Source organism: Bacillus sp. FSL R5-0447, from assembly GCF_038606125.1.
Lineage (GTDB): Bacteria > Bacillota > Bacilli > Bacillales > Bacillaceae > Bacillus > Bacillus velezensis.
On record NZ_CP152012.1, the window covers coordinates 2,982,766 to 2,996,249 of the forward strand.

Sequence of the window (13,484 nt, forward strand, 5' to 3'; positions counted from 1 at the left end):
TTACTCCCTTTTTATTTTAGTTCGACAATCGTTACGCCTGATCCTCCTTCTCCCGCTTCCCCGAACCGCGAGCTTTTCACGCTGCGGTGGTTTTTCAGAAGATCCTGCACCCCTTTTCGGAGGGCGCCCGTGCCTTTTCCGTGAATGATGGACACTCTCGGATAGCCGGCAAGCACCGCGTCATCTAAATATTTTTCGACGCGGCTGAGGGCGTTTTCGTAACGCTCTCCCCTGAGGTCAAGTTCAAGGGATACGTGATAATCCTTCCCTTTTACGGCGGTGATTGCTTTTTCTTTTTTCGGTTCAGGAGCTGATTTGAGAAACTCAAGATCTTTTTCCTTCACCTTCATTTTAAGGATGCCGATTTGGACGTTCCATTCTTTCTCGCCGGTTTTCTCAAGCAGCGCCCCTTTTTGTCCGAACGTGAGCACCTTTACTTCGTCGCCTGGCTTGAGCTCGCGTTTTTTCTCTGTTTTTCTTTCCGGCTGCTTTGATTTTTCAAAAGCCGGCATCGCGTCTCCGAGACGTTTTTTGGCATCAATCAGCTCGTGTTCCTTAAAGGATCTGTGTTCTTGCTTGATGGACCTGAGTTCGCGGATGATCTGTTCGGCTTCTTTTGCGGCGGCTTCCAGTTTTTCCGCAGCTTTCTGCTCGGCTTCTTCCATCATTTTATCTTTTTGGGCGTTCAGCTCAATGATTTGCTGCTGAAGCTCTTTATGCAGTTTTTCTGCTTCTTTTCTGATTGATTCGGTTTCAGAAAGCTCTTCATCCGCTCTTTTTTTGCTTTTTTCAAGGGATGCGATCATCAGATCGACTTCGTTATGTTCGGCGGTCATTTCTGACTTCGCCTGGCCGATGATATGCTCCGGAAGCCCAAGGCGTCTTGAGATTTCAAATGCGTTGCTTCGGCCCGGCACTCCGATCAGAAGCTTATAGGTAGGCGAAAGCGTTTCAATGTCAAATTCAACGCTGGCATTCATGACGCCTTGTCTGTTATATCCGTATGCTTTCAGTTCCGGATAATGGGTTGTCGCAAGCACTCTGGCGTTTGTCCGGTGAACTTCGTCAAGGATGCTCATGGCAAGCGCCGCTCCTTCCTGCGGATCTGTTCCGGCACCGAGTTCATCAAACAGCACAAGACTGTTTTCAGACACGTCTTTTAAAATATTGACGATATTGACCATGTGGGATGAGAACGTACTCAGACTTTGTTCGATCGACTGTTCATCGCCGATATCGGCAAACACATTGTCAAATACTGCTGCTTCCGATCCCTCATCAGCCGGTATGTGCAATCCTGCCTGCGCCATTATCGTCAGCAGCCCGAGTGTTTTTAACGTAACGGTTTTACCGCCCGTATTCGGTCCCGTGATGACAATCGTTGAATAATCTCCGCCCAGTTCAATATCGTTGGCCACGACTTGATCTTGGGGCAGCAGCGGATGGCGCGCTTTTTTCAGCCGGATAAAACCGTCTCCGTTCATGAGTGGTTTTGTCGCCTTCATCGCTTTTGCGTATCTCGCTTTGGCGAAAATGAAATCCAGTGTCTGCATCACTTCCACATTTTGAGCGATTTCTTGTGTGTGTTCAGCCGTATGCTCCGTCAGCATCCGGAGAATCCGTTCGATTTCCTGTTTTTCTTTTACTTTCGCCTGCTGAAGCGAGTTGTTCATATCTACGATCGCCTGCGGTTCAATAAACAGTGTCGCACCGGATGAAGATGTATCGTGGACAATTCCGCCGTAGCTTGATCTGTATTCCTGTTTGACCGGGATGACAAAGCGGTCATTCCGAATCGTAACGATGGTGTCAGACAGCATTTTAGAAGCGGAAGATGAACGCAGCATCGATTCAAGCCGGTCTCTGACTCTTGATTCAAGTGTCCTGAGCTGCGTGCGGATTCCCCTTAAAGCGGGAGACGCATGATCAAGCACTTCACCATGGTCATCAATGCAGGAGTTAATCTCCCTTTCCAAATCGCCCAATGTAATCAGTTCTTCTGCATGGGCCTGTATCAGCGGAATGCCGACGCCGTCTTCTGTCATTTGGCTGATAAAATGCTTCATTTGTTTAACGGCATACAGCAGCCCGGACAATTCGGTAAATTCCGCCGGCGTCAGCACACTGCCGATTTCCGCCCGCCGTAAAGCGGATCTTATGTCGGTCAGGCCGCCGAACGGAGCATGGCCTCTCAAGCGCATGACCGCGGATGCTTCTTCGACTTCATCCAGCTGTTTTTGGATGTCTGAGAGATCCGTCAAAGGTTTCAGCTGCAGAAGCTTCTCCCGGCCGAGCGATGAGGCGGCATGTGCGGTAATCTGTTCTTTTACTTTATGAAATTCAAGTGATGATAACACTTTTTGCTGCACGGTTTTGTGATCCTCCTTACTTAATCATTGCGCGTCAGAAATGCTTTGACCTCGTGTAGCGGCCGGGCGTTTAACACATGTTTTGTCTCCGTCCACCCTTTGCGCGCAGCGGTCACGCCCGTTTTCATATCATCGAGCATCTCGATATTATGGGCATCGGTATTAATGACCAAAGTCACGCCTTTTTCATTTGCTTTGATCAGATGCTCAGTCCGTAAATCGAGGCGCGCGGGGTTTGCATTCAGTTCAAGCGCCGTATTTGTTTTGGCGGCGAGTTCAATCAGCATGTCGATGTCGACTTCATAGCCGGCCCGTCTGCCGATCAGGCGTCCCGTCGGGTGGGCGATAATGTCCACGTGCTTATTCGTCAGCGCCTGTTCAAGCCGTTTCATAATGACATGCTCCGGCTGGCTGAAGCTTGAATGAATAGATGCGATGACAAGATCCATTTCAGACAGAACACTGTCATCATAATCAAGCGAACCGTCGGGGAGAATGTCCATTTCTACGCCTTTAAAAATATGAAAATTTTCAAATTCAGCATTTAACGCGTCAATTTCTTCCGCCTGTTTTTTGAGCCGTTCGGCCGTTAACCCGTTGGCTACCTTTAAATACTGGGAATGGTCGGTGATCGCCATGTACTGATAGCCTTTTGCCATACACGCTTCTGCCATTTCTCTGATGGAAAAAGCGCCGTCACTCCAGGCTGAGTGCATGTGGAGATCGCCTTTTATCGCTTTATGCTCCACAAGATCCGTTTCTTCCCGGTACGTGTCAACCTCCTGACCGCTTTCTCTGAGCTCAGGAGGAATAAACGGCAGACCGAAGTGGGCGTAAAACGCTTCTTCGCTCGGGAATGTTTTGACGTCTCCCGTTTCTATGGTTTCTACTCCGTATTCACTGATCCGTTCACCGCGCTCTTTCGCAAGCTGGCGCATTTTAATGTTGTGATCTTTAGAACCGGTAAAATGATGGAGTGTGGTGGCAAACTGTTCCTCTGTCACAAGCCGGAAATCCACACTCGTCTCATATTCAAAGGTCAGGATGACTGATACTTTTGTATCCCCGCTCGCTATCACGTCTTTTACGTTCGGGAGAGAAAGAAGCTGTTCTCTGACAGCCTCCGGATGATCTGTAGCGATAATGTAATCCAGATCTTTTACAGTCTCCCGCGCTCTTCTGAGACTGCCGGCCCGGGAATATTTCTGAATATCCGTCAGCCGGGCCAAATGTTCTTCAATTACTGAAGCAATGCTGAGCGCATAGCCGATCGGAAACCGTTCCGGCTGTTTTCCGGCTTCTCCGAGGGCCTGGAGGATTTTCTCCTCCGTTTTTTTGCCGAAACCGGCGAGCCCCTGTACTTTTTGCTGCTCGCATGCTTCTTTCAGCGATTCCGCGTCATGAACGCCCAGTTCCTGATACAGCTTGGCGATTTTTTTGCCGCCGAGGCCCGGAAGCTTCAAAAGAGGAACCAAGCCTTCCGGAACTTCTTTCTGCAATTGGAGAAGCGTGCCGGACACACCTTCCTGCATATATTCACGAATGACGCCGTAGGTGCCTTTTCCGATTCCGGATAAAGACATCATGTCGTCGATTTCCGACAGGCTGCGGTCATCCTGCTCAAGCGCCGTTGCCGCTTTTCGGAAGGCTGATATTTTAAACGGGTTGTCCCCTTTCAGTTCCATATAGACCGCAATCGTTTCAAGCAGCCTGATGATATCTTTTTTATGCATACTGTTAACCCCCAGTCGTTTCCTGCTTCTCATCATACAAATTTTTCTCCTCCGGCACAACTGACGCAGAGCTTGAAAAAAACTTCTCCGGTCAAGAGAAGTTTTTTATGCCCCGTACTGGGCCCACAGTTCTTGCAGGAGCCCTGACAGATACGGCGTATGATGTGTGATGATATTTGCAAGCGTCGATTGTGCGAGCATATCCTGAAGCGCGCTTACCGGCAGTACGGATGCGACGTATAACAGGATAAACGCAAATAAATAGACTTCCAGAAACCCAAGCACCCCGCCCAGCAGTTTGTTGATCTGTTTAATGACCGGAATGCCGGCGATGATATTAAGCGCCGCTCCGATAATCCGGAGCAGAATCTTTGCGATGATAAACAAAATGACAAACGCGATCGCGTTGTAATAAGCCGTCTCTACGTTTCCTTTAATAAAAGACAGAGCCGCCTGCCCGCCGGAAAAATCAGGCGCGGGTATAAAGCTCAGATGCGGGGCCAGATTTTTGTAAAAAAGCGCCGCAAACGCAATCGAGAGGATGAAACTCGTTAAATATATAAATTGGAGGATAAATCCTCTTTTTAATCCAAGCAATGTGCCCATTAAGAGCAAAACTAAGATGATGATATCTATCATATGGTGTTCATTCCTTTTCTTTAAGCTGCCGCTCCAGTATTTCATATTTTTCTTGCAGTTTCATATAATCATGCACGACATTGACCGCAGTCAATACAGCGAGCTTATTTATATCAAGATATGGATTTTTCTCGTTGATTTCTCTCATTTTATCATCAACCACTCCGGCCACTTGGCGCATGTGCGCTTTGCTTTCTTCCCCGATAATGGTGAAGTGCTGGCCGTAAATGTTTACTGTCGTTTTGGTTTTTTTGCCGTCAGACAACGTTTCTCCTCCATTCCGCGAGAATCCTAGTTCCTATCATACCACGATTATCGTTTGAATGGAAAGACGAGCCTCGGGCTGTTATGATACACTGGTATATACAGTGAAAAGTGCCAAAAAAGGAGATTATATCGTGTCCCATTCTGTTATAAAAGTGTCCGCTTCCGCTATGGAACAAATGAAACAATCCTATGCCGGCTCCCTTACTCCCTCCGTTCCGCAGGGCGCCGTCTTCCAGGCCAAGCCTCCGGGCTGTACCATTACAGCCTACCGCTCGGGCAAGGTTCTCTTTCAAGGAAAAAACGCCGGCACAGAAGCGGCCCGCTGGGGAACTGCTGAGGCGCCGAAAGCAAAGAAAACCGTCAAAAAAGCGGCCGATCCGCTCTACGCTCCCCCGGCGGGCATTGCCTCCATGTCAGTGATCGGCTCTGATGAAGTCGGAACAGGCGATTACTTCGGGCCGATAACGGTTGCCTGCGCCTACGCAGACAAATCAAAGCACTCTTTAATGAAAGAACTCGGTGTGAAGGATTCGAAGGATTTAAAAGATCCGCAGATTATTGAAATCGCCAAACTGTTAATTAAAACCATCCCTTACAGCCTGCTTGTGTTAAAAAACGAAAAATACAATCAGATGCAGGAAAAAGGCATGAGCCAAGGAAAAATGAAGGCGCTCCTTCATAATCAGGCGATTTCCAATCTGCTGAAAAAAATGAACGGCGTTAAACCGGAAGCGATTCTGATTGACCAATTCGCAGAGCCCGGCATTTATTTTAAGCATCTTTCCGGACGGGATATCGTAAAAGAAAAAACGTTTTTCAGCACGAAAGCGGAAAGCATACATCTTTCCGTCGCCGCAGCCTCTATCATTGCGCGATATTCTTTCTTAATTGAAATGGATAAGCTTTCCCGAGAGGCTGGGATGACGATTCCGAAAGGCGCGGGGCCCCACGTCGATGAAGCTGCCGCCAAGCTGATCATCAATAAGGGAGAAGGTGCGCTCAGAACGTTCACCAAACTTCATTTTGCCAATACGCAAAAAGCGAAACGCCTTGTTGAACGGAAGCGGTCATAATAAAAAAGCTTGCAGAGTGAGGAACTGACCCCATAAGATGAGACAAACAAAAAACACCTTCAAGTTTGAAAACGGATCGTTGTTATCCGAAATTAGACTTGGAGGTGTTTTTCTATGAGGGCAAGAGTGAGTTATCCGGTTGAAGTCAAACAGAAGGCTGTAGAAATGAGATTGGCGGGCGTGCCTGTGAAGGAGATCATGCAGGAATTGAATATAAAGAATAAGACGCAGGTGCAGACATGGGTCAGGTGGTATAAAGCTGGGGACACACATCGATTCGAACAACCTGTCGGAAAGCAATATACTTATGGAAAGGGTCCGGAGTATTCTTCTGAATTAGAGAAACTCCAGGCAGAGAATCGTTATCTGAGACAACAGAATGAAGTGTTAAAAAAGTACAACGAATTGGAAAGGAAGCTGATAGGGAAACGACAATCAAACTGGTAGAAGAATTGCGCAAGACGATGACGGTACAGGACATCTGTGTCCATTTAGATATTTCACGCACTTCATATTATAGATGGAGAAAGAATCTGACTAAGAGTAATCCTAAGATACGACTGGAGAAACAAATCGGCACGTTGTGCCGAGAACACAAGTATCGATATGGATATCGAAAAATCACAGCCATACTAAAAAAGAGAATAAGTATTAATCATAAATCTGTTCAACGTATTATGCAGAAAAATCAATGGCAGTGTCGGGTTAAGATGAAAAAGCGTAAAAAAAGTGGGCAGCCATATTCTGTGGTCGATAATATATTGGATCGGAACTTTCAGTCTGATCGCCCTCTTGAAAAACTGGTAACGGACATCACATATTTGCCTTATGGACAGAAACAATTGTACCTTTCCAGTATATTGGATTTATACAATGGAGAAGTGATTGCTTTTACGATTGGAGATAAGCAGGACACAGACTTTGTCTTAGACACACTTGATCAGCTGCCAACACTTCCTGAAAACTGCGTGTTACATAGTGACCAAGGTTCTGTTTATACATCTTATGAGTATCAGAAAGCTGTTAAAACAAAAGGCATTACCATGAGCATGTCCCGCAAAGGGACGCCCGCTGATAATGCCTCCATCGAATCGTTTCATTCCTCACTAAAGTCTGAAACGTTCTATCTTAACAGCATTGATCGAACTACGACCGCCATCGTAGAACGCACTGCCATAGAATACATTCATTATTATAACAATATTCGTATTCAAACGAAACTAAACAGCCAATCGCCGATACAATATCGGCAATTGGCTGTATGAAGGTGTTTTGATCCCTGTCTCAAAAACGGGGGTCAGTCCCTGATCTGCAAGCTTTTTCTTTATCCTCTTAATACGGCCTGATACGTTTCTTCCAGCGCTTTCAGCACGTTTTCATGTACTTTTGTCACTTCTTCTTCTGTCAATGTTTGTTCAGGGTTAACATATTGGAGCGAGAAGGCGACGGATTTTTTGCCCTCTTCCATATGCTCACCTTCGTACACATCAAATACGGTGACTTCTTTAAGCAGCGCGCCGCCGGCTTCTTTGATCACGGCTTCGAGCTGTCCGCTTGTAACGGTTTTATCTGCCACAAGCGCAATATCGCGCGTGACGGACGGGTACTTCGGAATCGGCGTATACACGACAGGTTCTGTTTCCTCGGTCAGAAGCGCGTGCAAATCAAGCTCGAACACATACGTTTCTTTGATATCCAGCTCTTTTTCCATTGCCGGATGCACCTGGCCGATAAATCCGGCAAGCGAACCGTTCAACAGAATGTTTGCCGTCCGGCCGGGATGCATGTTTTTGCGTTCTGACTGGACAAATTCAACCCGGTCTGACACATTCAATTGATGCAGCAGGCCTTCAACGATTCCTTTGGCGACGAAGAAATCAACCGGCTTTTTCTCACCCTGCCATAAATTTTTGCGCCACAATCCGGTTACAGCTCCGGCAACCCGTTCTTTTTCAACCGGTTTTGTGTTTTCTTCTTTCGTCAGAAATACAGAACCCGTTTCATATAAAGCAACGGAATCAGTCTGTCTGGCCAGATTGTATGAAACGGCTTCAAGAAGATTCGGCACGAGGCTGTGTCTGAGAATGCTTCTTTCTTCGCTCATCGGCAGAGCAAGCATCGTGTTGAATGATTTTTCGATCGCAAAAGCGGCCGCTTTTTTATCATTCGTTAATGAATAAGTGGTCGCTTGTGAAAGACCCGCTCCTTCAAGGAAACGTCTCACTTTCCGGCGTTTTGCCTGATACGGTGTCAAGCCGCCTGTCGTGCCGGCCGTTTCCGGAAGCGTGGACGGAATATTGTCATACCCGTACAATCTCGCCGCTTCTTCAATCAGGTCTTCTTCTATTCTAATATCTCCGCGGCGCGACGGCACCGTTACGACGAGAACGTCTTCAGCTTCACCGACCGCAAACCCGAGGCGCTTGTAAATGCTGATGATTTCTTCTTTAGCGATTGTCATGCCGAGCACGGCGTTCACTTTTTCAACAGACACGTGAATGTTGTTTGCTTCGATTTTCAGATGGTTTTCTTCAACCGTGCCTGAGAGCACTTCTCCGCCGGCATATGCCTGAATGAGACTGCAGGCCCGCTCAGCCGCCAGCAAAACGCGGGCCGGATCAATGCCTTTTTCATATCTGGCGCTCGCTTCGCTTCTCAATCCGAGGTCTCTCGACGCTTTGCGGACGGTCTGTCCGTCGAAATAAGCGGCCTCCAGTAAAATCGCAGTGGTGTCTTCACGGACTTCAGACTCAGCTCCGCCCATGACTCCCGCAACGGCTTGCGCTTTTTTTCCGTTTGTGATGACCAAATGGCTGCTTGACAGCTTACGCTCTTGTTCATCCAGCGTTACGATGGTTTCGTTTTCCGCCGCTTTTCTGACGACGACCTCTTTTGAACCGAACCGGTCGTAATCGAAAGCGTGAAGCGGCTGTCCGTACTCAAGGAGGACGAAGTTTGTAATGTCCACGACGTTATTATGCGGGCGGATGCCTGCATTCATCAGCTTCGTCTGCATCCATAGCGGTGACGGGCCGATTTTGACGTTTTTAATGATTTTTGCGGCATAATGCGGATTGGCCTGCGTATCTTCAACCTTAACGGAAACAGCATCCGCCGCTTTTTCTGCCGCTTTTTCATATGAAGCCTCCGGAAGCTTTACCTCTGCGCCGAGGATAGCCGCAACTTCATAAGCCACGCCAAGCATGTTCATCGCGTCGGCGCGGTTCGGCGTTAAGCCCAATTCTAAAATCGCATCATCAAGCTGAAGGGCCGCCATTGCGTCAGCTCCCGTTTCGGCATCATTCGGAAAAACGAAAATGCCTTCCGCATATTCTTTCGCCACGAGCTTGCTTTCAATGCCGAGCTCCTGAAGGGAACAGATCATGCCGTGAGACGCTTCGCCGCGCAGCTTGGCTTTTTTAATTTTGAAATTGCCGGGAAGCACGGCTCCGACCGTTGCAACGGCAACCTTCTGTCCTTTATCAACATTCGGGGCGCCGCAGATAATCTGCACGGGTTCCTCCGCACCGATATCAACAAGGCATTTGTTGAGTTTGTCGGCATTCGGGTGCTGTTCGCGCTCAAGCACGTGTCCGATGACAACGCCTTTTACGCCCTCCCCTTTATACTCGATACCCTCAATTTCAATACCGGCTCTCGTAATTTTTTCTGCAAGCACGGCCGGGTCGATTCCCTGCAAGTCAACGTAATCTTCTAACCATTTATAAGAAACAAACATGTGTATCCTCCTCTTACGCCTGTTTAAACTGCGAAATGAATCTGACATCATTGGTATAGAAATGGCGGATATCTTCAATGCCGTATTTCAGCATCGCGATACGTTCCACACCCATTCCGAAAGCAAAACCCTGGTATTCCTCAGGATTGAATCCAGCCATCTTCAGCACGTTCGGGTGAACCATGCCGGCGCCGAGAATTTCGATCCAGCCTGTTTTTTTGCAGACGGAGCAGCCTTGTCCGCCGCACTTAAAGCAGGTCACATCCACCTCGACAGAAGGCTCTGTGAATGGGAAAAAGCTCGGACGGAGCCTGATTTCACGATCTTGGCCGAACATTTTTTTGGCGACCAATTCAAGCGTGCCTTTCAGGTCGCTCATGCTGATTTTGCGGTCGACGACGAGACCCTCGATCTGCATGAACTGATGGGAATGTGTCGCGTCATCGTTGTCGCGGCGATACACTTTACCGGGACAAATGATTTTGACGGGGCCTTTTCCTTTATGCTTTTCCATCGTGCGCGTCTGCACCGGTGACGTCTGCGTTCTCATCAGCATTTCTTCTGTAATGTAAAAGCTGTCCTGCATGTCGCGGGCCGGATGTTCCTTCGGCAGGTTCAGCGCCTCAAAGTTGTAATAATCCGTTTCCACTTCAGGGCCTTCTTCGACGGTATATCCCATGCCGATAAATAAATCTTCAATTTCTTCAATAACGACCGTCAGCGGATGGCGCCCGCCGATGTTTACCTGACTGCCCGGCAACGTGACGTCAATCGTCTGGCTGCTGAGTTTTTTATTCATTTCTTCTTGTTCAAGCTGTTCATTTTTCGCCGTAATGGCTGCTGCAATGCGCTCTCTCACTTCATTGGCGAGCGCTCCCATTTTCGGGCGCTCTTCGGCGGACAGTTTGCCCATGCCGCGGAGAACTTCTGTAATCGGCCCTTTTTTTCCGAGATATTGCACCCGAATGTCGTTAACTTCTTTTAATGAACCCGCCGCTTCTACTTTTTCTGCAGCTTCCAGTTCGAGCTGTTTAAGCTTCTCTTCCATCATGCATCCTCCTTTTATGTAAACCAAACCGTTCTATGCCTTTTTCAGAAAACAAAAAAACCCGCCCCTTGAGAGAAGGGACGAGTTGTGGCCGCGGTACCACCCTTTTTAAGGCAGACTTCATCTGCCGACAGCTTCATTGACATAACGGAAACGATCGTTCCGGTTCACCTTTACGCGCGTTTGGCGCGGTCCCGGTGACAACTCGAGAGGTGAAAATCAATTTTTGTGCTGCGATAAAAATGCTCTCAGTCAGCGGCATTTTCTCCCTGGAAGGCAGTGTGTGCAAAAATTGACGTCCTCTGTCACGGTTTTTACATTATTGCTATCTATTATAGTGAAATCCAAGGCTTTTCGCAACCTATCCTCTGAGATGATAAACGAGGATGGCGGCCGCTACCGCCACATTCAGCGATTCCGCCTGCCCGTACAGCGGAACGTACAGGTTGAGATCCGTTTTTTGCAGAAGGCCGGCGTCCACTCCCGCCCCCTCGTTCCCGACGATCAACGCGAACGATTCTTCAGGCTTCACGCTTTGATAAGCCGCACCGTTTTCAAGCGCCGTGCCGTAGATCGCGACGCCTTGTGATTTCAGCTCAGCGGTGAACTCATCAAGCGGACGTTTCAAAATGGGAATATGAAAATGAGATCCTTGTGCTGAACGCAGCGTTTTTCCATTGTACGGGTCTGCTGTTCCCTCACCAAGGACAACGGCGTCGATTCCCGCCGCATCTGCCGTTCTGATCATTGTTCCTAAATTCCCCGGATCCTGCACGGCATCAATCAGAAGCAGCCGCTTCAGCTGATCAGGCTGCCTATCCGGCATATGGCAGACCGCGGCGATCCGCTGCGGCGTTTCTGTTTCCGTCACGGCTGAAAACGCGTCTTCGCTCAGCACGTAGCACGGAATGCTCATGTCCAGATCGGCCGGGATGGCGCTCTCATCGTTTACGAGAATTTCTTTTACGGTTCCCTTTGATTTGAGCGCTTCTTCTGCCAGATGCTCTCCTTCTATCAGAAATGTATTCGTTTTAAGTCTCTCTTTTTTTGTGTGAAGTTTTTTCCAGTCCTTCACTTTTTGGTTTTTTGCAGAGTCGATTCGTTTCACTTTATGTCTGTGCTCTCCTTTTTTCATGCATGTTGTTATTATATCTTAAGAACAGCACATAATAAACCGCGTGCGCGGTAAGAATATGCGTATCACATTCAGAAAAAGGAGCGGTTGTAATGGATCTTAATTTACGCAATGCCGTTATTGCCAATGTAACCGGCAATAACCAGGATCAGCTGGAGCATACTATCGTTGACGCCATCCAAAGCGGTGAAGAAAAAATGCTTCCGGGCCTAGGCGTCTTATTCGAAGTTCTTTGGCAGCATGCGTCGGACTCAGAAAAAAATGAAATGCTCAAAACACTTGAAGGCGGATTAAAACCTGCGCAATAAGCATGAACCGGGTGATGGGACACCCGGTTTTTTTTGTATAATAATGGCGAGGGGGATCGCCATGCAGTTACAGCCGGAACTGGCAAAGAAATTGATTGCCGAAGTCAAACATATGTACAGCCGCGAAGTGATTATTGCCGATACAAAAGGCATGATCATCGCGGGCACCAACGAGGCGCGCGCCGGATGGTTTCATGAAGGCGCACTGATCTGCGCGCGCGAAAAACGGAATGTCATCATTACGAAAGAAGATGAAAAACGGCTCGAGGGCGTAAAAGCAGGACTGAACCTCCCCGTTTTTTCAGGCCATGAAGTGATCGGAGTATTCGGCCTGACAGGAGACCCTGACGATATCCTGCCTTTCGGAGAATTGCTCAGAAAAATGACGGAGCTGTTTATTAAAGAAACGCGCCATATGGAAGAAGCGCAGTGGCGTGCGAGAATGCTTGAATCCTTTATGGTTGATTGGCTGCAGCTGAAAGAATGGTCTCCGGGCTTTTTAGAAAAAGCAAAGCTCATCGGCGCAGACCTTCATGCATACCGCCGGATCATACTCATTCAAGGCCGTTATGAGCAATATAAAGCGGAGGAGCTCGGGCGGCTCTGGCAGTACGAATGCCCTGAAGACCTGTTTGTCCGCTGGGGAAATGAACGCATTCTCATTAATCATGAAGCAAATTCGGCTTCCAAAACACAGCTCATTAAAAAGATCGGCGCCGTTTTTGGGCAGCCTGTCACCGCCGGCATCGGAAGGATCGTTCCGGGAGAGCGCCTCACGGAATCATACGAACAGGCAGATAAAGCACTTTCAGCCGGCATCGGTGACAAGCAGGCCGTCTTTGAAGAAGATTTAAAACTGGATATGTGTCTTGCCGATATCACACCCCGCACGAGGTCGGAATTTTCACGGCGGGTTCTCGAGCATGTACTCGGCCGGGAAGAACTTCTGGATACGCTGCGCGCCTTTTTCGACCGGCAATTATCGTTAAAGCGCACCGCCGACGACATGCATATTCATATCAACACATTGCGCTACCGTCTTTCCAAACTGGAATCACTGACAAATATGAAGCTGGACCGCCCTGAAGACATAACGGCTTTTTATTTGGCGCTGCGCTTTTTAGATCAACATACAAAAAGCACGTAATCATATCATCATTTTTCATATGTTTC

At 48.2% G+C, this 13,484-nt stretch carries 11 protein-coding genes; 4 read left to right on the forward strand and 7 right to left on the reverse strand.

Going from position 1 to position 13,484, the window contains the following annotated elements; all coding sequences use genetic code 11:
- Positions 1-11 precede the first annotated feature (11 nt).
- The 4 genes from NYE68_RS14900 to zapA all read right to left on the reverse strand — a co-directional run bounded on the left by NYE68_RS14900 (position 12) and on the right by zapA (position 5,006).
- Positions 12-2,369, reverse strand: coding sequence for an endonuclease MutS2 (locus NYE68_RS14900; protein ID WP_324636521.1), 2,358 nt, complete (start codon positions 2,367-2,369; stop codon positions 12-14).
- 20 nt (positions 2,370-2,389) lie between these two features.
- Positions 2,390-4,102 carry a DNA polymerase/3'-5' exonuclease PolX gene (gene polX, locus NYE68_RS14905; RefSeq protein WP_064107202.1) on the reverse strand — a complete coding sequence of 571 codons (1,713 nt, stop codon included), beginning with the start codon at positions 4,100-4,102 and terminating at the stop codon, positions 2,390-2,392.
- Between the two features lie 105 nt (positions 4,103-4,207).
- Positions 4,208-4,741 carry a CvpA family protein gene (locus NYE68_RS14910; protein ID WP_003152534.1) on the reverse strand — a complete coding sequence of 178 codons (534 nt, stop codon included), beginning with the start codon at positions 4,739-4,741 and terminating at the stop codon, positions 4,208-4,210.
- A 7-nt stretch (positions 4,742-4,748) separates the two neighbouring features.
- Positions 4,749-5,006, reverse strand: a complete 258-nt coding sequence (gene zapA / locus NYE68_RS14915; RefSeq protein WP_039063375.1) for a cell division protein ZapA — start codon at positions 5,004-5,006, stop codon at positions 4,749-4,751.
- 133 nt (positions 5,007-5,139) lie between these two features.
- Between zapA and rnhC the strand changes: the two genes are divergently transcribed.
- Positions 5,140-6,081 (forward strand): ribonuclease HIII, encoded by a 942-nt coding sequence (gene rnhC, locus NYE68_RS14920; protein ID WP_324636520.1) that lies wholly within the window; start codon positions 5,140-5,142, stop codon positions 6,079-6,081.
- 114 nt (positions 6,082-6,195) lie between these two features.
- Positions 6,196-7,346, forward strand: a protein-coding gene (locus NYE68_RS14925) for an IS3 family transposase (protein WP_254003395.1) whose coding sequence is annotated in 2 segments (ribosomal slippage) — positions 6,196-6,469 and positions 6,469-7,346 — 1,152 coding nt in all. Because the reading frame shifts where the segments join, the coding sequence is not laid out codon by codon here.
- 59 nt (positions 7,347-7,405) lie between these two features.
- Here NYE68_RS14925 and pheT read toward each other — a convergent pair.
- From pheT to NYE68_RS14940, 3 genes are all read right to left on the reverse strand, one after another.
- Positions 7,406-9,820 (reverse strand): phenylalanine--tRNA ligase subunit beta, encoded by a 2,415-nt coding sequence (gene pheT / locus NYE68_RS14930; RefSeq protein ID WP_064107204.1) that lies wholly within the window; start codon positions 9,818-9,820, stop codon positions 7,406-7,408.
- Positions 9,821-9,833: 13 nt separating this feature from the next.
- Positions 9,834-10,868 carry a phenylalanine--tRNA ligase subunit alpha gene (gene pheS / locus NYE68_RS14935; RefSeq protein WP_003152530.1) on the reverse strand — a complete coding sequence of 345 codons (1,035 nt, stop codon included), beginning with the start codon at positions 10,866-10,868 and terminating at the stop codon, positions 9,834-9,836.
- Between the two features lie 361 nt (positions 10,869-11,229).
- A complete protein-coding gene (locus NYE68_RS14940) occupies positions 11,230-11,976 on the reverse strand; it encodes an RNA methyltransferase (protein ID WP_059367992.1) in 747 nt (248 codons plus the stop codon).
- Positions 11,977-12,095: 119 nt separating this feature from the next.
- Here NYE68_RS14940 and sspI point away from each other — a divergent pair, with 119 nt between their 5' ends.
- Both sspI and NYE68_RS14950 read left to right on the forward strand, forming a co-directional pair.
- Entirely contained in the window at positions 12,096-12,311 is a 216-nt protein-coding gene (gene sspI, locus NYE68_RS14945; RefSeq protein WP_003152527.1) for a small acid-soluble spore protein SspI, read from the forward strand.
- Positions 12,312-12,372: 61 nt separating this feature from the next.
- Positions 12,373-13,458, forward strand: coding sequence for a sugar diacid recognition domain-containing protein (locus NYE68_RS14950; protein ID WP_136396526.1), 1,086 nt, complete (start codon positions 12,373-12,375; stop codon positions 13,456-13,458).
- The last annotated feature ends 26 nt before the right edge of the window (positions 13,459-13,484 follow it).